Annotated in this window: 20 protein-coding genes; 7 read left to right on the top strand and 13 right to left on the bottom strand. The window is 68.6% G+C overall.

The window, feature by feature from the left end; all coding sequences use genetic code 11:
• Window positions 1-12: 12 nt before the first annotated feature.
• The 3 genes from BLP88_RS09550 to dacB form a co-directional block, all read right to left on the bottom strand.
• Complete coding sequence (locus BLP88_RS09550) at window positions 13-1,161, bottom strand: zinc-dependent metalloprotease (protein ID WP_373366891.1); 1,149 nt, start codon at window positions 1,159-1,161, stop codon at window positions 13-15.
• An 86-nt stretch (window positions 1,162-1,247) separates the two neighbouring features.
• A complete protein-coding gene (locus BLP88_RS09545) occupies window positions 1,248-1,724 on the bottom strand; it encodes a hypothetical protein (RefSeq protein ID WP_074588709.1) in 477 nt (158 codons plus the stop codon).
• A 112-nt stretch (window positions 1,725-1,836) separates the two neighbouring features.
• The gene (gene dacB / locus BLP88_RS09540; protein WP_074588708.1) at window positions 1,837-3,315 is read right to left on the bottom strand and encodes a D-alanyl-D-alanine carboxypeptidase/D-alanyl-D-alanine endopeptidase; all 1,479 of its coding nucleotides are present in this window, start codon (window positions 3,313-3,315) and stop codon (window positions 1,837-1,839) included.
• Between the two features lie 135 nt (window positions 3,316-3,450).
• Here dacB and BLP88_RS09535 point away from each other — a divergent pair, with 135 nt between their 5' ends.
• From BLP88_RS09535 to BLP88_RS09510, 6 genes are all read left to right on the top strand, one after another.
• A complete protein-coding gene (locus BLP88_RS09535) occupies window positions 3,451-3,939 on the top strand; it encodes an inorganic diphosphatase (protein WP_074588706.1) in 489 nt (162 codons plus the stop codon).
• Between the two features lie 174 nt (window positions 3,940-4,113).
• Window positions 4,114-5,091 carry a WXG100 family type VII secretion target gene (locus BLP88_RS09530; RefSeq protein WP_074588705.1) on the top strand — a complete coding sequence of 326 codons (978 nt, stop codon included), beginning with the start codon at window positions 4,114-4,116 and terminating at the stop codon, window positions 5,089-5,091.
• Complete coding sequence (locus BLP88_RS09525) at window positions 5,088-5,864, top strand: hypothetical protein (RefSeq protein ID WP_074588704.1); 777 nt, start codon at window positions 5,088-5,090, stop codon at window positions 5,862-5,864. The genes BLP88_RS09530 and BLP88_RS09525 overlap by 4 nt, the downstream gene beginning before the upstream one ends.
• A gap of 48 nt (window positions 5,865-5,912) precedes the next feature.
• A complete protein-coding gene (locus BLP88_RS09520; protein WP_074588703.1) occupies window positions 5,913-6,539 on the top strand; it encodes a hypothetical protein in 627 nt (208 codons plus the stop codon).
• The gene (locus tag BLP88_RS09515; RefSeq protein ID WP_074588701.1) at window positions 6,526-7,158 is read left to right on the top strand and encodes a hypothetical protein; all 633 of its coding nucleotides are present in this window, start codon (window positions 6,526-6,528) and stop codon (window positions 7,156-7,158) included. Before BLP88_RS09520 ends, BLP88_RS09515 begins: the two co-directional genes overlap by 14 nt.
• A 79-nt stretch (window positions 7,159-7,237) precedes the next feature.
• Window positions 7,238-7,837 (top strand): hypothetical protein, encoded by a 600-nt coding sequence (locus BLP88_RS09510; protein WP_074588700.1) that lies wholly within the window; start codon window positions 7,238-7,240, stop codon window positions 7,835-7,837.
• Window positions 7,838-7,922: 85 nt separating this feature from the next.
• Here BLP88_RS09510 and BLP88_RS09505 read toward each other — a convergent pair whose 3' ends face one another.
• Genes BLP88_RS09505 through BLP88_RS09495 form a run of 3 tightly spaced genes read right to left on the bottom strand, consistent with a single transcriptional unit; the run spans window position 7,923 to window position 9,789 of the window.
• Window positions 7,923-8,498 (bottom strand): DUF3618 domain-containing protein, encoded by a 576-nt coding sequence (locus BLP88_RS09505; protein WP_074588698.1) that lies wholly within the window; start codon window positions 8,496-8,498, stop codon window positions 7,923-7,925.
• The gene (locus BLP88_RS09500) at window positions 8,495-8,926 is read right to left on the bottom strand and encodes a phage holin family protein (protein WP_074588697.1); all 432 of its coding nucleotides are present in this window, start codon (window positions 8,924-8,926) and stop codon (window positions 8,495-8,497) included. The genes BLP88_RS09505 and BLP88_RS09500 overlap by 4 nt, the downstream gene beginning before the upstream one ends.
• Window positions 8,923-9,789 carry a hypothetical protein gene (locus BLP88_RS09495; protein WP_175453531.1) on the bottom strand — a complete coding sequence of 289 codons (867 nt, stop codon included), beginning with the start codon at window positions 9,787-9,789 and terminating at the stop codon, window positions 8,923-8,925. Before BLP88_RS09495 ends, BLP88_RS09500 begins: the two co-directional genes overlap by 4 nt.
• 174 nt (window positions 9,790-9,963) lie before the next feature.
• Between BLP88_RS09495 and BLP88_RS09490 the strand changes: the two genes are divergently transcribed.
• Window positions 9,964-11,061, top strand: a complete 1,098-nt coding sequence (locus tag BLP88_RS09490; protein ID WP_074588694.1) for an FUSC family protein — start codon at window positions 9,964-9,966, stop codon at window positions 11,059-11,061.
• Between the two features lie 78 nt (window positions 11,062-11,139).
• Here BLP88_RS09490 and BLP88_RS09485 read toward each other — a convergent pair whose 3' ends face one another.
• Genes BLP88_RS09485 through BLP88_RS09455 form a run of 7 tightly spaced genes read right to left on the bottom strand, consistent with a single transcriptional unit; the run spans window position 11,140 to window position 17,893 of the window.
• Entirely contained in the window at window positions 11,140-11,835 is a 696-nt protein-coding gene (locus tag BLP88_RS09485; protein ID WP_074588693.1) for an SDR family oxidoreductase, read from the bottom strand.
• Window positions 11,836-11,880: 45 nt separating this feature from the next.
• On the bottom strand, window positions 11,881-13,290 hold the full coding sequence (locus BLP88_RS09480) for a PfkB family carbohydrate kinase (protein ID WP_074588692.1): 1,410 nt from the start codon (window positions 13,288-13,290) through the stop codon (window positions 11,881-11,883).
• On the bottom strand, window positions 13,287-13,973 hold the full coding sequence (locus BLP88_RS09475; RefSeq protein WP_074588690.1) for a D-sedoheptulose-7-phosphate isomerase: 687 nt from the start codon (window positions 13,971-13,973) through the stop codon (window positions 13,287-13,289). Before BLP88_RS09475 ends, BLP88_RS09480 begins: the two co-directional genes overlap by 4 nt.
• Window positions 13,970-15,238: a glycosyltransferase gene (locus BLP88_RS09470; RefSeq protein ID WP_074588689.1), complete on the bottom strand. Its 1,269-nt coding sequence runs from the start codon at window positions 15,236-15,238 to the stop codon at window positions 13,970-13,972. The genes BLP88_RS09475 and BLP88_RS09470 overlap by 4 nt, the downstream gene beginning before the upstream one ends.
• A complete protein-coding gene (locus BLP88_RS09465) occupies window positions 15,235-16,254 on the bottom strand; it encodes a glycosyltransferase (protein WP_074588688.1) in 1,020 nt (339 codons plus the stop codon). Before BLP88_RS09465 ends, BLP88_RS09470 begins: the two co-directional genes overlap by 4 nt.
• Window positions 16,251-17,363, bottom strand: a complete 1,113-nt coding sequence (locus BLP88_RS09460) for a glycosyltransferase family 9 protein (protein WP_074588687.1) — start codon at window positions 17,361-17,363, stop codon at window positions 16,251-16,253. The genes BLP88_RS09465 and BLP88_RS09460 overlap by 4 nt, the downstream gene beginning before the upstream one ends.
• Entirely contained in the window at window positions 17,360-17,893 is a 534-nt protein-coding gene (locus BLP88_RS09455) for a D-glycero-alpha-D-manno-heptose-1,7-bisphosphate 7-phosphatase (RefSeq protein ID WP_074588685.1), read from the bottom strand. The genes BLP88_RS09460 and BLP88_RS09455 overlap by 4 nt, the downstream gene beginning before the upstream one ends.
• Between the last annotated feature and the right edge of the window lie 53 nt (window positions 17,894-17,946).

Raw genomic sequence — 17,946 nt, 5'->3', positions numbered from 1 at the left:
GTGTCCCGTTGCTCACAGTCCCATCCGCTCAAGCCACAGCTTGGCGTCATGGATTTCCTCTTCGGTGGGCAGGTGTTCGGCGGATTCCCAGACCCGGTTGAGGCCCTCCATGCCCGCCACGGCCACCACGGCCCGGACGAACTTGGCGCCGTCGCTGTACTGGCGCATCTTGGCGTCCAGTCCCAGCAGGCTCCGGATGAATTTCTCGATCACGCCGCGGTCCTTGCCGCGGTCGTTGAACCGCTGCCTGATGGTCTTGACCGAAGGGACCAGAGAGGAGTCGACGGCGTCCATCACCACGTTGGCGTGACCCTCCAGCAGGCTCATGACCGCCGTGAGGTGGGAAATCGAAGCTTTCTCCTCGGGGTTCTGCAGCAGGTCCAGGATGGCGCCGCGGCGCGGCAGATCGCCGGGGCCGGAGCGGTCGCGGAGGGAGCGGGCTGCCGCACTTGCGCGTTCCATGAGCGAGTCGACATTGCCCAGCAGGTGGGTGCTCAGCTTTTCGATCTCGTCGAGCATGTGGTGCCGCAGCCAGGGGGCGGCAGCGAACTGCACCCGGTGGGTCTGTTCATGGAGGCAGACCCAGAGCCGGAAGTCGTCCGGGTCCACGTTGAGTTCGCGTTCCACGGAGATGATGTTCGGCGCCACGAGGAGCAGCCGGCCGCCCGGCGGGGCTTTGGACTCCGGGGCGAGCGCGGCGAAGGGATCGTACTGGCCCAGGACCTTGCTGGACAGGAAGGCCAGGACAGCGCCGAGCTGGCTGCCGGTGATCGCGCCGCTGGTGGCCGCGGCCGCCGGAGTCAGGGCGGCGCCGCGGCGGGAGTCCAGCATCTGTTTCAGCGCCGGCTGCAGCATCACGGCGAAGCTCTGGGCGTTGGCCTTGGACCATGAGGCCCTGTCCACCACCAGGACGTGGGAGTCGCGCAGATCCCGGGCAGCTTCCAGCCCGGTGATTTCATGCACGTGCGGCACCGAAATCTCCGCGCTGCGGCGCAGGCTGTTCACCGCCTTCCCGATCTCCGCACGGCTCAGCGCCGGGCCCGGCGGGGCGAGGCGGGCTGCCGTGGACGCGGCAAGCTCCCAGTTGATCAGTGACTGGGCCGTCTCAGACGAATCAGGCGTTGATGGATTGGCAGGCTGCTGGGACTCCATGCTTCCCATCAGAACACAGGCCCCTGACAGCCGTCTCTTAAGTTCGCTGCGCGCGGAGGCCTGGGGCGCGGGCCGTGCCACTGCCCTTTGGTTGATCAGTCATCGTCCGGGTCATACAGATGGAAATACTTCTCCCAGTCAAGGTAGCGAGCCGACAGTTTTCGCCGCGGATTCTCCTGAATTCTGCGTTCGAAATAGTGGCTCACAGCCTCCATATCGAACTTCTCCTGAATTAGGGCCAGGTGCCTGCCAGCGACAAGGAAGCGGGTATCCCTCTCTTTGAATGTTGGCGAACATACCCTGAGCTGGAGGAAGGTACTGAAATGGTCCAGTTCCGGTTTCGGCAGAAAAGGAATGAGTCGAGAGAGCAGCCCCGCTAAGAACGGCTCCTCCCCCAGTTGCGCCGTAACTATCGTTGCCCATGCATCTCCTGGCGCACCGAACCGGGCGGCGCTGTGGATGCGCTGGTCCTCCTCATCGCCGACCCATCCGGGAATCGGCGCGAATCCAGGCGGAGCGGGATCGCATTCTTCGTAGAGATGGCATATCTGCGCCAAGCCATGTACCCCCATCAGACTCGCTACGGTTCATTCGTCCTGCAGATCAGGCGGCATCCGACCCGAGGACGTCACGTTACCTGCAGGATCAATCAGCAGGTACCCGTGCTGCCGGCACAGCCCACCCTTAGCTGCAGCCGCAGGACGCCAGCGCGGACGCCGCCCGGTCCAGCGCCACCTTGTTGCCCGCCGCTCCGGGGGTGAGGCCGTTGCCGATGAAGGAGAACACCAGGAGCCGGCCGTCGGCGTCCACCACGTAGCCGCTGAGCGCGATGACCGAGTTCAGGGTGCCCGTCTTGGCGCGCACCAGCCCGGCTCCGCTGGCGGTGCTGGCATCGGCGTAGCGGTCATCCAGCGTTCCGGTCAGGCCGGCCACCGGGAAGCCTGCGAGCGCCGCACGGAGCCGGGTATCCGGACCCGAAGTGATCTCCCGGACCACCTCGGCGAACTGCCGCGCGGACACCCGGTTTTCCAGCGACAGCCCGGACACGTCGGAGAGCCGCATCGAGGCGGTGTCGATACCCAGCTGGCCCAGCTGCGCCCGCACGGCCGCGGTGGCGCCGTCGTTGGATGCGGGCCCGCCGGAAGCGTACGAAGCCATGCGGCCCAGCACTTCGGCGAGGTAGTTGTCGGAGGTCTCCAGCATGAGGTCCACCTGCTGGCGGACGGTGGCGGATTCGACGGCGGCCAGCACCTCGGCACCGGCGGGCGCTTTTGCCCGGACGACGGCGGTCCGGACGGTGATGCCCGCGGCGGCACCTGCCGATTTCAGCTTGGTGGTGAAGGTCCGCGCCGCGTCAAGCGCGGCGTCTTCGGGCCGCGGCCCGCCGACCGCGCCGAGAGCCTCCCGGCCGCCGTTCATTGCCAGCGGAAACAGCGGCGCGGTTTCGCCGGCGTCGACGTCTTCCATGCTCCAGGCCGGGTTGAGCGGCTTGCCGGTGAACAGGGAGTCGTCCAGCTGCACCGAAACGGGACCGGTAACGCCCTGTTCCGACAGCGCCTCAACGGTGTCCACGGCGAGGGTTTGCAGCCCGGCCCGGCCCATGACTTCCTCCGGCGCGGACGGTCCTGAGGCCAGCAGCACGTCCCCGCCGCCGCGCAGCACCACGGTGGAGGGCTTCGGCCCGGCCAGCACCTCGGTGGCGAACCGGGTCTCCGGCCCGGCCGCCTGCAGGGCGGCGACGGCGGTGAGCAGTTTCATGTTGGACGCCGGCACCCGGTTCCTGCCGCCGTCGCGCTCGTAGACGACGTCCCCGCTCAGCGCATCCAGCACCACCGCGGTGAAGTTGCCGGCGCCGTCGGGCTTCAGGGCGGCGTCCAGCTGGGCGGCAACCTTGGAGGGCAGCGGGATGGGAGCGGACGGGTCGAGGGGCTCGACTCCGCGGGACGTGGAAAGCTGTTCAGGAGCGCGCTGCCACGGCGGAAGGGGGGCCACGGGCGCTTCGTGCGGCGCGAAGAACGCGGGGGCGACGTTGAGGCCCATCGGGACGGCGAGCGCGGCGATCGCCGCGGATAGGGCCAGCCATTGCACCGCACCCGGCCAACGCAGCCCGCGGAGGGGGCGGCGGGGCTTGCGCGGCGCGGCAGCCTGCTCCTGGGCCTTCATGTGGGTTGTGGTCCTTAACGTCCTGGATGTCCCCCGGTTCAAGAAACGTGGACCTCTCGCTATATCCTCAATAGTAGTCGGCGGCGCCGGCCGTTCTTTTGCCGCGCCCACGCCAATACCGTCAAGGAGCATTCCATGAAGCATGACGTCACCATCGAGATCCCGAAGGGATCGCGCGTCAAGTACGAAGTTGACCACGAGACCGGCCGCGTCCGCCTGGACCGCGTCCTGTTCACGTCCATGCAGTACCCCACCCACTACGGTTTCTTCGAGAACACCCTGGGCGAGGACGGCGACCCGCTGGACGCCCTGGTGCTCCTGCAGGACTTCGACCTGCACCCCGGCGTGATCGTCGAGGCCCGCCCCATCGGCGTCTTCAACATGACCGACGACGGCGGCGGAGACGCCAAGGTCCTCTGCGTTCCCGCGGACCCGCGCTTCGACCACATCCAGGAAGTCTCGGACGTCAGCGAATTCCTCATCAAGGAAATCGAGCACTTCTTCACCCGCTACAAGGACCTCGAGCCGGGCAAGTGGGTCAAGGCCGAAGGCTGGGCCGACCGCGCGGCCGCCGAGGCCGAGCTGGAAGCCTCCATCAAGCGTTTCGAGGCAGAGGGCCACTGACCCCACCGCCTTTTGACTTGCACGACGGCGGCAGGCCGGGTTCCATGGGACCTGGCCTGCCGCCGTCGCTGTTTAACGGCAGCCCACATGGGGAGGGATCCCCATCGACGCGACCGGCGGGCGGTCCTTAGGCTGGGTCGGAACTGACAAACCACGGAGAACGGGGGAATCCGGATGGCGGGATTCTATGGGGCCGATGTCGCGCAGCTGCGATCATTGGCCGGGGTCATGGGCAAGGCCGCAGACACCATCGCTATGCAGGGTTCGCAGCTGACCCAGCTCATCAACTCGAGCACCGCCTGGAAGGGCCAGGACGCCGCCCATTTCAAGAGCGACTGGAACGGCAGGCACCGCCAAAGCCTCATCAAGGCCGCATCGATGCTGCGCTCGGGCGCGAGCGAACTGAAGAAGCACGCCAACCAGCAGGAGTTCGCCAGCCACAAGAGCGGCGAAAGCTCCGTGGGCGTCATGATGGACGTGTATGACACCGCCACCGGCGTCAAGGAGGTCGGCGCCCAGCTGTGGCAGGCGTACAAGCTGGGGAAACTGGGCTGGCAGGAGTTCGCCAAGACCAAGGAAATCCTTACCAACTGGCGCGCCGGCGGCACCGTGCTCCGCGAGGCCCTGGATTCGCTGCGCAGCGGCGGCAAGATCACGGATGTCATCTCCGACCTCAAGGCGAACATCCCCTACAGCCAGGCTTTCCAGGACGCCTCGAAGTTCTCCAAGGGCCTGCGCATGGCCGGAGCGCTGGCGGCGCCCCTGAACATCGTGGGCGGCATCAGCGACATGATCAGCCCGGAGCATGACGGCTGGCGCGGCGCCGGAGACCGGGTTGCCGGCGGTCTCTCCGTGGTGGGAGGCGTTGGCAGCATCATGCTCATGACCGCCGGGGGCGCGGCGATGCTGGGACCAATCGGCGCCCCGATCGTGATCGGGGCGGGAATCGTGGCCGGTGCCTGGGCACTGGGCAACCTTGTGGCGGACAACTGGGACTCCATCAGCAACTTCGCCAGGAACCCCGGCAGCTACATCGCCGACGGGGCCCGGGAGGTGGCGGGATTCGCCAAGGACGTGGGCACTAAGGTTGCAGACGGGGTCAGTAACGCGGCCAAATCAGTCGGTAAGTTCGTCGGAGGGATTTTCGGATGACTACAAACACGATCAATTGGACCGAGCGCGATGTGCAGTGCGCCGCCGCCGTCCTTGGCAAGGCGTCCGAAGGCGGCTTCGCCCTGCCCACGCTCACGGATGAGGAAGTCGTGGCTTTGGACGGCGTCCAGCGCGAGCAGATCGTCGCCCTGCCGTGGCTCACCGCCCAGGACGCCAGCAAGGACGTCATGTGCGCCGTGGCACTGCGCGGACTCCTGGCCAAGGAGCTCGTCTACCCCGTGATCTTCGAAGGCGAAACCGAGCCCAGCCGCCTTCACGCCGTCGAGGACATCACCGGAGCCCTCACGTTGCGCCGCAGCGGCAGCACCGTGGTCTCCGTTGAGCGCACCGTCTCCACCGGCCGGCGCTGGCTTTACGCCTACGTCCACGCCGAGGGTGTCCTGCTGGAGGAAGTGGACGACGGCGGCCTCCACGGCTACACCGTGATCGCCCGCGGTGCACTGGCTGCCCGTTTGGCGGACTTCGTCGATCCCGAAGGAACCGCTGCCCGCGACACCGAAGCCGCGACGTACACCGAGGCCGAATTCGAGGCCAGCGCGCCGACGGTCCTGGGCGACACGCGCGCCGCGAGCAACGTGGTGGCTTTCGACTCCGATGCCGGGGACTTCCCCACCGTCACCGTCTACACGGGTACGGAGTCGGTCCACGTGCTGACCCCCAGCACCCAGGGAGACACCGTTTCCCTGGAACTGCGTGAAACTTCCCGGGAGACCCTGACCGGGATTCTTGGGCGCCTCGCAGGCCTGTCCTAGGCGTCCGCCCGTTTCCCAGTCCTGAGATTCCCAGCCCGAAAGAATTCCATGCGCAGCAAGCACACCCAGTCCACCGGCCTTGTCGACGCCGCCAACGGCCTGCCCGTAAGGCGCCACACCGAGACCGGCAGCTACTACGTGCGAAAGGCCGGCTGGCCGCACTTCTGGGGACGGGTCCTCGATGCGCTGGTGGTCGTCGCGGTGGCCGGACTCCTGATCGTGGTCTTCAACAGCCTGGTCCGGAACTACTCCCTGGGCTCGCTCTCGTACACGTTCGCCTCCAGCACGGGAGCGTTCTATGGGGTCGTGGCGGCCATCTGGTTCCTGGTGCTCTTCGGCTACGGGATGATCTGCGGAGCCATTGGCGGGCTGGGAGACGCCGCCTCCGGCATGCGGGGTGTCCGCATCACCGACGGCACCACCTCCGGCGCCTGGCTGGGCGGCTGGCGGGCCGTTTGCTGGTCCTTCGCCCCGCTCTACGTGGTCCTGACGATCTCTGCGGCGCTCAGCGGCAGCGGCGGCGACAGCTTCGAAGCCAAGTTCACGCCCATCGACCTGCGCTCCGGGCTGGCCCGCGGCCAGCAGCCCGTCCCTGATCCGAAAACTGCAGCCGAGCAGACGGACGATCAGGGACTGCCCAAGCTGTACGGCCGGCAGCCCGATGCGCGGCCGTAACTGGCTGGTCCGGCGCGCCGAACGCAGGCTTGGCCCGGAGCTCGGCGCTCTCCGCTTCGTGGCCACGTCCAGCAAGGTGTACTGGAAGGCGCTGGCCCCCTGTTTGGCCGTCGGATTCGCCTACGGCGCCATCGGCGAGTTCGTGACTCCCCGGTCCAGCCGGGAACCGGGCCTCTTCACCGATCTTCCGATGTACTTGCTGGTCAGCACCCTCACGGGCCTGGTGCTCTGGTCCCTGACGCTGCTGCTGAGCTTCCGCAAACTGCTCGTCTTCGATGGCGGCCTCGCGGCACGCATTGCGCAGAAGCACACCACCGTGGTCTTCCGCTGGCCGGAAATCGACGCCGCCACCGTCAAAGCCGTGACCACCGCGGAAGGCGCCACACCGTCCCGGATGCTCGCAGCGGGCAGGAAAGCCTCGCTCGGGGTTTCGGGGCGGAACGCGCTGGTGTTCCGTGCCGCCGGCGGATTCTGGCTCTTTGAAAGCAGGGGCGACACCGCGCCGCTGGTGCTCGCCATTCAGCAGGCGATGCTCGACGCCGGCGTGCCCGGCGCCGCCGGGGTCGCGTCCCGGGCGCTGCCGCCCGCCGTCGTGACAACCCGAACGAGCCTGGACTGACGCTGATCCCGGTGCGGCCGGTGACGTTGTGTTTCCCTTCGTTTGCCGCGTAGCTACCTGCCGGTAGGCTGTGATCCACATGTTCACGCTGACGATCAATCAACGCGACAGTCGCAAGGACGGCGACCTCGTGCCGCGGCTCCTCAGGGATCTGCGGCACATTCCCGCGCGGCTGGACTTCGATCGTTCCGTGGAGGACGAAGTCCAGGGAATCGTGGAGTGCCCGCACCAGGCGGTGGAGACGGCGTTGATCGCCCTCCGCGGCGGACGCTGGTACGTGGGGATCGGCGTCGGGCCGGTAAATGAGCCGCTGCCCAACCAGATCAAGGACGCCTCGGGGCACGGGCTGGTGTACGCCCGGAGGGCCGTGGACCGGCTCCGCAGCGGCAAGGACCGGGTGACCGTGGCAGTCGAAGGACCGGTGGCCGCGCTGGCCGCCGAATCCGAGGCCGTGCTGCGTCTGCTGGGACACATCGTGCAGCACCGCACCGCCGCCGAATGGCGGGTACTGGACCTCCTGACGCCGGGCGTCCGGGGCCAGCAGAAAGCAGTAGCGGCGGAACTCGGCATCACCACGCAGGCCGTCAGCAAGGCCCTGGCCCGCGCCCAGTGGGCCGAGGAACACGCCGCCCGTCCGGCCGCGGCAAGGCTGCTCTCACTCATCCTCGAGGTGCGCTGACGCCACTCGCCGCTTCCATGACTGAGTCGCAGCACCCGCCGTCGGGAGGGCTAACGGCGGGCGCTGCGACTCGGCAGGCGGGCGCTTACTGGTTGCCGAGGTTGTCCTTGGCGGTGGAAGCGCGGTATTGGACGTCGGCTGCCGCGGCCTGGCCTTCGTCTTTGACGTTGGCCGCGGCCTCCATGGCACTGTCCTTCACGTTCTGCACGGCATCCTGTGCCGGCTCCTTGAGGTGCTCGGCGACATCCTGTGCCGCGTGGCCCAGCTCTTCGGCCAGCGGTTGCGCCGCGTCCTTTACTGCCTGGGCTGCCTCGCGTTCCTTCTCTGAAGGCGGGATGAGGGCTGAGACCAACAGACCGGCACCGAAAGCGATCAGGCCTGCGGCAACGGGGCTGCCCTGTGCCTTACGGGCGATCACCTGGGGTGCGTCGCCGATGTCCGAAACCACTCCGGAAACGGCGTCCTGGGCGTGATGCGCGGCGTCGCCGGCGGCGTGCTGGACATCGTCGCGGGCACCGAACACGGCGGTCCGGATCCTGTCGATCCTCCGGTTGACGATGTGCGACGGCGTGACTTTGTCCGCCACGGCGTCGACATTCGTGCTGAGCCGCCGGCGGGTTTCTTCGATGTCGGCGCGCAGGGCGTCGGGGTTCTGCGTCATCGTGTCTCCTCGGTATTCGGTTTGAAGGTGGGAGGTATTTCCCTGACGGTTTCGGCGGTGCGGGGCATGCCGTTGATGGTCTTCAGTTCCTTGCGGCCCACACTGGCGAGCACAGCCGCGACAATGCCCCAGATGACCGCAACCACGACGGCGGACCAGCCCAGGCCGATGAGGAGGCCAAGGGCCCACCACACGGCAAGGGAAAGGAACACCACGGCAAGATGCCCGGCCCACGCGGCTCCCGCAAGCATCCCGGCGCCCTTCCCGGCCTTGGTGGCTGACTCCTTGAGCTCCGCCTTGGCCAGTTCCACTTCCTGGCGCATCAACGTGGACACGTCACGCGTAAGGTCGTTCAGCAGCTCCCCGAGGGGCATGGTTTCCGCCTTGATGTGGGCTTCGGTGGGTGGCAGGTCCGCGGGGTTGCTCATCGGGGACCCCCGTATTCCGGGCTGTCCGGGTCGTAGCCCGGAGTTTCAGGACGAAGGGCTCCTGCAAGCGGGTCGCCCTGCGTCCTGACTCCGCCGGCGTCCGCCTGGGGGTAGCTCTGCGGGTACGCGGCGGTGGTGGCCTGCGGTGCCGGCAGGTCCACGGGTGGCGGCGGCACCGCTCCACGGGTGTCGGGGTAGGACCCGGCACGTGGTGCGGCGGTTGTGGTTCCGGAAGAATCAGCGGCCGCGTTGTCCGCCATGCTCCGTCCGAGCCGTCCGGCCAGCACCCCGGCTCCTGCTGCCAGCAGGAGGAAGGTGCCGGGACTGCGGCGCGCGAAGCCCTTCATTTCGTCAAGGAGTGATCCCGGATCCCGGTTTTCCAGCCAGGCGGCGACCGAGGAGGAGCGTTGGGCGGCCTGCCGGACAAGGTCGGTAGCCACGCCGCCGTCCTGGGAGGCGTTGGCCATGGTGGACAGTTCCTCGGAGATGGACCGCAGGCCGTCCGCAACGCGCTGCTGCTGGATTGCGGCTTGGTCCGCCAGTTCGCCCTTGGTCTGGGTGAACAGTTCCCGGGCATTCATCCTGACATCCTGGGCCACCTGCGAGGCTTCTGCCTTTGCCACGCCGACCACGCCCCCGGCAGCTTCCTTGGCTGCATCGGCCACGCCCGCTGCTTCCTGCTTGGCGGCCTCCACCGTCCCGGTCCCGGAATTTGTACCGGTTTGGTAGCCGGGGGTGGCCGGTTCCGCCTCCATTTCGACAGGCGTGTCCACGTAGCTCCCGGAGTAGGATCCGGTGCCGGCAGGGACACCTGTTTGTGGCGCCGCGAAGCTTCCGTCCTGCGGCGATTGGCTCTCAGTCATTGTCGCTCTCTTTCCACAGTTGGCAGGCTGCGGACAGCAGCCGGGATAGTAAGCATGATTACTATCACTGGGTGTGTACCCCCTCGGCGTGGGTTCAACCGCAGCCATCCGAATGAACTTCAGCCCGTCTTTCCGGGCTCGACAGGCCGGCGCAGACCTGCTTACGTTGAGGCCATGAGCCACTCGCCCGTATGGCAGCGGCTGATTCCTGCGCTTCGGAATACCGTCACCCGCCAAAGGCTGTTGTTCGCCGCCAAGACGGCCGCAGCAGCCGGGCTGGCCTGGTATCTAGCTCCTTTCATGCCGGGACCCGCTGCTTCCTATCCCTACTACGCCCCTCTGGGTGCCCTCGTCAGCATGCATCCCACCGTGGCGGCCTCCGCCAAGCACGGCCTGCAAAGCCTCCTGGGACTCGCGCTCGGAATCGGCATGGCATTCGCGGTGACCACCGTGGCGGCCCCTACCGCGTTCGCCGTCGCCTGTGTGGTGGGCCTGGGAGTACTGATCGGCAGCCTCCCCCGGCTGGGCACAGCCTCCGAGTGGATTCCCGTGGCAGCGCTGTTCGTGCTGGTCCTCGGCGACTCCAATGCGGAGGGCTTCTCGTTCGGCTACGTCCTCCAGATGGCCATGGGCGTCGCGGTGGGTTTCGCCGTCAACTGGACGGTCTTTCCCCCGTTGCACCTTGAAGGCATCGATCCTGCCTTGGCCGGACACCGGCGCGCGCTGTCCCGGCAGCTCAGGGACATGGCAACCGCGATGCAGGAGTCCTGGCCGCCTGACCATGAAGCCTGGGCGGGGCGCAGCGGCGAGCTGTCTGCCACCGCGGCGGCCGTGCGGACGGCGGTGCACGAAGCGGAACTCAGCACCAAAGCGAATCCGCGGTCCCGCCGTCGTGCGGGCCGCCTGCCCGGCGACCTCAAGGGATTGCGGACCGTGGAGCGCCTGACGTTCCACGTCCAGGACATCACCGACGTGCTGGCCAGTGTGATCTGGGAGAAGGGGGCGGGCACCGTGATCCCGGACAGTGTGCTCAGCACGCTGTCCGGGGCGCTGGAATCCGTGGCTGCCGTGATTGACGGGTGGCGGAGCGACGAGGCAGGAAACGACGAGGCAGGAGACCTTGAGAAGCGGCTGGACGAGGCCAGGGAGCGGGTGGCGGCCCTCGGTGATGCCATTACGGAGGCGGCCACGGGCCAGGCCTCGGTGAACGCGGCGGCGTCAGTGGCCATGAGCATGCGCCGCATGATCACTGTGATGTCGTCGCAGGCGTGAAGCACTTGGACGGCGGCGCCCCGTCCGGGGCGCCGCCGTGCTGTTTAGGCCGCCGTGCTGTTCAGGACGTGCGGGACCCTACGGCCACGAGCCCTCTTCCGCGGGGCAGATAAGCAGTTCACGCACCTCGCTGCCCAGCGGCTGGGACAGGGCGAACACGACGGCGTGCGCCACGTTCTCGGGATCGTTGAGCTTGGAGTCGTCCTGCGGTTTGTATTGCTCATCGCGGTCGTCGAAGAAATGGGTCTTCATGCCGCCCGGGATGATGGTGGTGACGCCGATGACGCCCCCGGTTTCCGCGGCCAGCGCCCGGCTGAACCCGATGACGCCGAACTTCGAGGCACAGTAGGCCGTGGCATCCGGCAACGCGCGGAGGCCGAGCGTGGACGCAATGGTGATGACGCGGCCGCGGGACTCCTTGAGGTACGGCAGCGCGGCGCGCACCACCGAAACCGTGCCCAGCAGGTTGACGCCGATGACCTTCTCCCATTCCCCGGCCGGGACGTCCCCGAGCTTGCCGCACCGGTCGATGCCCGCCGCCGTCACCACGCCGTCAAGGCCGCCCAGGCTCTCGGCTGCCTCCTTGACTGCCCTTTCCACGGCTTCCCGGTCGGAGACGTCCACCTGCAACGCCTTTGCTCCGGACACCCTGCTGACATCACGGTCGAAGACGAAGGGCGTCCCTCCGGCGTCGAGGATGACTTCGACAATCGCGGCGCCGAGGCCGGAGCCGCCTCCGGTCACGATGACGCGGCCCGGTGATTGCTTTTTCATGCGGTTCCTTTCAGTTGGTAAGTCCTTCGTTCACGAAGGGTGGCTTCATCCGACTTTGGCGAGCGCTTCAGCCAGGACGCTGGTGGATCGCGCCGGTTGGAACGGCACGGTGACGCATCGTCCTCCCCAGCCGGCCACCAGGCGGGCTTCCGGCAGCCCGCCGGGTTCGTAGTCGGCACCTTTGACCCAGATATCGGGCCGGATCCGTTCCAGGCAGGCCTCCGGGGTGTCCTCGTCGAAGACCACCACGGCATCCACGCAGGACAGTGCGAGCAGCAGTTCCGCGCGGTCCTGCATGCTGACGATCGGCCGGTGCGGCCCCTTGAGCCGGTGGACGGATTGGTCGGAGTTCAGGCAAACGATCAGGCAATCGCCCATGGTCCGTGCGGCCGCCAGGGTCCGGGCGTGGCCGGCGTGGAGCAGGTCGAAGCAGCCGCCGGTCGCGACGACAGTTCCGCCGGCGGCGCGGACGGATTCGGCGAGCCATTCTCCGTCGGGTGTGGTGTCAACGGGTGCGGCGCGGTAGCCAGTACCGCCGGTACCCGTACCGCCCTCCCCCATCGCGAGGGACGCCGCTCCGAGGGACGCCGCTCCGCCTTCCGCCAGGAAGGCAGAGGCGTCTTCCACGGCCCGGGCGGCTGCGTCCGGGAGGCCCAATCCCAGGCCCAGGTAAACGGCCAGGCTGTCGGCCAGGCGGTCACCGGCGCCGCAAGGGTCATCAACGGGCGTTGCCGGCGCAGGTATGGGGAGGGGTTCCCCCTCCGAAGCAAACAGCAGTGCCCCTGCGCTGCCACGGGTGACCAGGACGGCCGTGCTGCCCCAGCGTTCCAGCAGCCGTTTCCCGGCACTCGCGGCATCGGCCCCGGCCGGGTCAGGCCCCGCCGCTTTCGCCGCCCCGATCGCCTCGGCAAGGTTGGGCGTCGCGACGGCGGCCCCTGGCACGGGCTCCGAACCGGCCGGGTGCGGATCCCACACCACCGGGATCCGGCGCGCAGCTTCCACCAGCGCCGCGCGGAGGTCCGCGTTGAAGGTGATGCCCCGCCCGTAGTCGGCCACCACAATCGCCTCCGCCGATCCGAGGGCCGCCAGCATTTCCGCGGTGCATTCCGGCACGGGGGCAGGTCCGCACCCTTCATCGAACCGGACCATCGGGTGGGAACCTATCCGGACCCTGGTCTTGGTGGGCGTCGGGGCGAGCGGGGCGCCGGCGAGCAGCTGCACTCCGGACAGCGCCCGTCTCAGGTGGCTCGCGCCGTCGTCGTCCGATAAAGCGGTAACCAGCGCGACGTCGTGGCCGTCCCGCATCAGCAGCGCGGCGACGAGCCCGGCGCCGCCTGCCCGACGCCGGATGCCAGCGACGTCGACCACCGGGACCGGCGCGTCCGGGCTGAGCCGGGTGGCGGTGCCGTTGATGTCGACGTCCAGGAGGAGATCCCCCACCACCGTCACTTTCATGGCTGGGTCCGCCGCGTGGTGCCGGCGTGCGCGCCGGCCCGCCGCGCTACCTCCGCGTCAAAGGCGCGGCAGACCGCGTGGACGGCGATCAGGTGGCCCTCTTGGGCGTTGGCGGCGATTGCGTCGACCATCACCGCCTGCTCGCAGGCCTCGGACAAGGGGTTGGGGCCCGGCCCGGTGAGCGCCCACGCCGTAATGCCACGTTCGGCGGCGGCCCGGACGGCTTTGAGGAGGTTGGGGCTTCGCCCGCTCGTGGACAGCAGGATCAGGACATCCCCGGACCTGCCGTGCGCCCTGACCTGCCGGGCAAACACCTCCTCGTAGCCGTAGTCGTTGGAAACGGCGGTCAACGCCGAGGACTCGGCATGGAGTGAGATGGCCGAGAAGGGTGCCCGCTCGGCGTCGAACCGTCCGACGAGCTCGGCTGTCAGGTGCTGGGCTTCGGCCGCGGAGCCACCGTTGCCGGCGGCCAGCAGCCGCTGCCCGGCCAGGAGCCGGAGCGCGAGCTCGGTTCCCCACTCGGACAGGCGGCCTGCCTGCGAACGCAGGGATTCCAGGGCTGGAAGGACGTTGTCCAAGTGGGTGGTCACCTCGGCTCCAGTCTGGCGTTCCGGTCCTCCCGGCCCAACGGCAGGGGCGGCGAGGGGCACGGCGGAGCCGGCAGGGCTCTTGATGATGGTCATAGTGCCGTTCCTTCCAGAGGTTCGAGGCCTTCGGTCGCGTGCCGGGACAGTCCGGAGGCGAGGACCGACCAGTACGCCTTCTCGGTATCGGCCGCGACACGGTCCCATGAGTACCGGGAGCGTGCGCGGCGGGTTCCCGCGCTTCCCATGCGGGCGCGCAGCGCGGGATCGGCGAGCAGCCGGGCCACGGCGTCGGCGATCGCTTCCGGATCGTGCGGCGGGACGTGCAGTCCGGTCTCCTGGTGGACGACGGTCTCCCGGAGGCCTCCGACGGCGGCTGCCACCACCGGGACACCGCAGGCCATGGCTTCCAGGGGAACGATGCCGAAGGGTTCGTACCAGGGCGCGCAGACCACGGCATCGGCGCTGTGGAAGATGCCGGGCATGGCGTCCCGGGGAACCTGCCCGCGCAGGGTCACCCGGTCTTCGACGCCGAGTTCCTTGGCGAGCATGCGGAGCCGCCGGGCTTCGGGATCGTCTTCGAGGGTCAGGGCGTCGCCGGAACCGCCGACGATCAGGAGTTCGACGTCGTCGAATCCCGCCCGGGCGAGCAGCGGGAGCGCTTGGATCACCAGGTCCACGCCCTTGCGCGGCACCAGGCGGCCCACACTCAGGATTCGGTGGGTGCGGGGTCTTGGTTCGGGCTCGGCGGCGCCGTCAAAGAGTGCCAGGTCCACGCCGCAGGGGGCGATCGAGATCTTGGACTTGCTGATTCCCAGCGCCTTGAGTTCGAAGACCTCGTCCGGGCAGGTGGCGATAACCCAATCCGCGGTCCGGCCGACCCATGGTTCCAGCCACGCCCTTGCGGCCGGGCTGGTGTCGGCCGGGCCCTGGTGCTTGCGTTTGACCGAACCCAGGGCGTGGAAGGTCTGGACCACGGGAACCGGGTCCGCCCCGCTGGCCCTGCGGGCGGCCTGGATGGCAGCAAGGCCGGACATCCAGAAGTGCGCGTGGACCAGGTCCGGAACGTTGCCGGCCCAGTCCGCGCCGATGCCGTCCGCGAGCGCACCTATGTACGGCAGCAGGCCGTCCTTGGGAATATGGCGGGCGGGCCCCGCGTCCGCGTGGATAACCGTGAGTCCGGGGGCTACATGGACTCTGGCCGGGAGGTCCGGATCGTCGCGCCGCGTGTACACCGTGACGTTGTGGCCCCGTTTGGCCAGGCTTGAGGAGAGTGCCGCGACATGGACGTTTTGTCCGCCCGCGTCCACGCCCCCCAGCGCCGCCAAGGGACTGGCATGTTCGGAAACCATGGAGATCTTCATCGGTGTGTCCTCTCTGGAGGCTGGCGGTGCTGTTTGCGGCCCGTGCCGAGGTCGGCGAGGAGTTCGTCCCAGGCATCCAGGAACTTCCCCAGTCCGTAGCGGTCCAGGGCCGCCGCCCGGGCCACCAGCCCCATGGCATAGGCGTCATCCGGGTCATCGAGGAGCCGCCGCACGAAGGCCTGGAGTTCATGGACGTCGTTGGACACCAGTCCGGCACCCCGCGGCACCGCACGGTGTGCCTCCGTTGTGCCCAGCGCCACGACCGGCATGCCCAGGTGCATCGCCTCCAGGAGGGCGAGCCCCAGCGAGGTCCACCGGAAGGGGTGCAGGTAGAGCCGGCAGCGGGCAAGTTCGCGGTGGAGTTGCGGGGCCGGAACGTCCCCTGCCACGCGGATCCGCTCCTCGCCGAGACCGTGGCCCGCGAGGTCCAGGGCTCCGGGCAGGCCCTGCGTTCCCATGCCGAATACGCGCAGCGGCCCCACTCCGGCGAAGCCGGGCAGCAGGTCCGTGCCCGTCACCCGGCCGCGCCTCACCGGCTCGTTGACCACCACGCCCATCTCTTCGCGTTCGCCGGTGTAGAGCCGCCCGGGGTCGGGGATGCCGTGCTCTATCACCTTGGTGCCGGCCGAGCCGGTGTCCCAGAACAGCTGGTTGAAATGGGTCACATGGACCACGGGAATGGCGTGCTGGTCCGCCAGCGGATGCCGGGTGAACGGCACACCGATCCTGGGGGTGTTGTGCTCCAGGTAGACGGCCGGAAGGTCGACTCCGGGCCTGCGCCCCAGCGCCCGGGACACCGCCGAAATCTCCCCGGGCCGCTGCAGGACCACAGCGTCCACACTGTCGGGATCGATGGTTGCGAGGTCTATCTCCTGCGCGGCGGCCGGCCACTGGCGGCCACCGCGCCCCAAACCCCACGGGCCGCCGTCGGGCTCCACCGGGAGCAGGTATTCATGCTGACCCCTGACGAATCCCTCCATCCATCCGCCATGGACATGCCACACCAGGATTCTCATGGATTCCGCACCTTTCGTCGTGTGGTCAGGGAGGGGACTCCTCCCAGCAGCCGTTTCACGGCGTCCAGGACCTGTTCCGGAGTCACCGAACTCAGGCACGGGTGGCCAGGGACGGGGCACGTCCGCGCCCGTGTGTCCTTGCAGGGTGCTTCCTGGTCGCCCAGCACCTCCATCGGCACCCCGTAGGGCGCCCACCGGATGGCCGGGACCACGGGCGAGAAGAGGCACACCACGGGCGTCCCGACCGCTGCGGCAAGGTGGGCGGGTCCCGTATTGCCGGTGACCACGACGGCGGCCCCCTCCAGTACAGCTGCGAGCGTGCGCAGGCTGGTCCTGCCGCCAAGGTTCAGGGCCGAAGGTCCTGCCACCGTTGCCGTGAGGGAGGCTTCCGCCGGGCCTCCCGTGACCACCACCCGGTGGCCGCAGGCTTCCAGGAGCTCCACTGTCGCGGCGTGATGGAGCGCCGGCCAGGCCCTTGCCGGTGCTGCCGCACCGGGGTGGACCACGACGTACGGCCCCTCGCTGGACAGGTCACGGACAAGGGCGTCACTGGCAAGGTCGCCACTGGCTAGGTGGTGCGGTGTCCGCTCGACGCGGAGTCTGCCGTCGTCGCCCTGCGGAAGGCCGAAACCCGCGGCCCGCGCAATGCCGAGGGCACGGACGGCTTCAGCCTGGTCTTCGGGAAAGTCTTCGCCCGGCTTGAGCCGGACGTCCAGCAAGGATCCGGCGTAGTCCGTGGAGGCACCCGTTATCCGCCGGACGCCGGCCAGGCGCAGGAGCATGGCGAGCGGGAGCGGCGACTGGTGGAAGGAGGTGAGGATCACGGCTTCGTCAATCCGGGAACTGCGGACAAAATCAACCAGCGCATCGGCCAGCCCGGCGGTGACGGCCGGTGCCGGGGTCACGATCCAGGGGCAGGACCACGTGTGGACTTCAGTGACGCCCGGGAGCAGCTCGGCGGCGGCCGTTCCTTCCGGTCCGCAGAGCAGCACGACGTCGTTGGGGCAGCTGCCGTCGGGCCTGCTTCCGTTGGCGACGGCGCGCAGGGCCGGCCCCGAAACGATGACGTCGCCCATGCAGTCCAGCCGGGCGACCAGGACCCGGCTCATCGAGGCGTACCCAGCAGCAGCCCGACAGCGTGCCGAAGATCGCTGGCCACCAACTCCGCCGCCTCGATTTCCTCGCTGCGCGTTGCGGCGGTCGGGACCAGGACCGCGCGGGCACCCGCTGCCTTTGCCGCGCCGAGGTCAGCGCCGATGTCGCCGATTACCGCCGTTTCCGAGGGGTCGATCCCCAGGGCCCTGCAGGCGCTGAGGATCATCCCCGGGGCAGGTTTGCGGCAGGCGCAGCGGTCCTGCGGGCCGTGTGGGCACACTTCCCACACATCGAAGGGGCCCAGGAGTTCATCCACGCGCCGGTTGACGGCATGCACCTGGTGGAGCGTCAACAAGCCCGTGGCGACTCCCGACTGGTTGCTGACCACGCCCGTTGCCAGCCCGGCCTGGCGTACCCTTGCCACGGCCGGGACGGCGCCGTCCATGGGCCGGACCAGCCGTGGGTCGCCGTTGTACGGCACGTCAACCACCAGCGTTCCATCGCGGTCAAACAAGACCGCTTTCAGCGTGCCGGTAGCTCCCATACCCGCAAAGTTCCCCGGTTCACAGCACGCTAAACGCTGCGGCCATGAGAAGT

This window comes from Arthrobacter cupressi, assembly GCF_900099975.1.
Lineage (GTDB): Bacteria > Actinomycetota > Actinomycetes > Actinomycetales > Micrococcaceae > Arthrobacter > Arthrobacter cupressi.
This window is presented reverse-complemented; position numbering and strand designations above follow the sequence as displayed.

What these genes read in the sequence shown, in the direction of transcription:
- BLP88_RS09510 (WP_074588700.1), top strand. Translation starts at nt 7,238, where the DNA reads ATGTTCACGCTGACGATCAATCAACGCGACAGTCGCAAGGACGGCGAC.
- BLP88_RS09465 (WP_074588688.1), bottom strand. Translation starts at nt 16,254, where the DNA reads ATGAGAATCCTGGTGTGGCATGTCCATGGCGGATGGATGGAGGGATTC.
- BLP88_RS09490 (WP_074588694.1), top strand. Translation starts at nt 9,964, where the DNA reads ATGAGCCACTCGCCCGTATGGCAGCGGCTGATTCCTGCGCTTCGGAAT.
- BLP88_RS09505 (WP_074588698.1), bottom strand. Translation starts at nt 8,498, where the DNA reads ATGACGCAGAACCCCGACGCCCTGCGCGCCGACATCGAAGAAACCCGC.
- BLP88_RS09530 (WP_074588705.1), top strand. Translation starts at nt 4,114, where the DNA reads ATGGCGGGATTCTATGGGGCCGATGTCGCGCAGCTGCGATCATTGGCC.
- BLP88_RS09500 (WP_074588697.1), bottom strand. Translation starts at nt 8,926, where the DNA reads ATGAGCAACCCCGCGGACCTGCCACCCACCGAAGCCCACATCAAGGCG.
- BLP88_RS09550 (WP_373366891.1), bottom strand. Translation starts at nt 1,161, where the DNA reads ATGGGAAGCATGGAGTCCCAGCAGCCTGCCAATCCATCAACGCCTGAT.
- BLP88_RS09495 (WP_175453531.1), bottom strand. Translation starts at nt 9,789, where the DNA reads ATGACTGAGAGCCAATCGCCGCAGGACGGAAGCTTCGCGGCGCCACAA.
- BLP88_RS09545 (WP_074588709.1), bottom strand. Translation starts at nt 1,724, where the DNA reads ATGGGGGTACATGGCTTGGCGCAGATATGCCATCTCTACGAAGAATGC.
- BLP88_RS09485 (WP_074588693.1), bottom strand. Translation starts at nt 11,835, where the DNA reads ATGAAAAAGCAATCACCGGGCCGCGTCATCGTGACCGGAGGCGGCTCC.
- BLP88_RS09475 (WP_074588690.1), bottom strand. Translation starts at nt 13,973, where the DNA reads ATGACCATCATCAAGAGCCCTGCCGGCTCCGCCGTGCCCCTCGCCGCC.
- BLP88_RS09535 (WP_074588706.1), top strand. Translation starts at nt 3,451, where the DNA reads ATGAAGCATGACGTCACCATCGAGATCCCGAAGGGATCGCGCGTCAAG.
- dacB (WP_074588708.1), bottom strand. Translation starts at nt 3,315, where the DNA reads ATGAAGGCCCAGGAGCAGGCTGCCGCGCCGCGCAAGCCCCGCCGCCCC.
- BLP88_RS09520 (WP_074588703.1), top strand. Translation starts at nt 5,913, where the DNA reads ATGCGCAGCAAGCACACCCAGTCCACCGGCCTTGTCGACGCCGCCAAC.
- BLP88_RS09455 (WP_074588685.1), bottom strand. Translation starts at nt 17,893, where the DNA reads ATGGGAGCTACCGGCACGCTGAAAGCGGTCTTGTTTGACCGCGATGGA.
- BLP88_RS09515 (WP_074588701.1), top strand. Translation starts at nt 6,526, where the DNA reads ATGCGCGGCCGTAACTGGCTGGTCCGGCGCGCCGAACGCAGGCTTGGC.
- BLP88_RS09480 (WP_074588692.1), bottom strand. Translation starts at nt 13,290, where the DNA reads ATGAAAGTGACGGTGGTGGGGGATCTCCTCCTGGACGTCGACATCAAC.
- BLP88_RS09525 (WP_074588704.1), top strand. Translation starts at nt 5,088, where the DNA reads ATGACTACAAACACGATCAATTGGACCGAGCGCGATGTGCAGTGCGCC.
- BLP88_RS09470 (WP_074588689.1), bottom strand. Translation starts at nt 15,238, where the DNA reads ATGAAGATCTCCATGGTTTCCGAACATGCCAGTCCCTTGGCGGCGCTG.
- BLP88_RS09460 (WP_074588687.1), bottom strand. Translation starts at nt 17,363, where the DNA reads ATGAGCCGGGTCCTGGTCGCCCGGCTGGACTGCATGGGCGACGTCATC.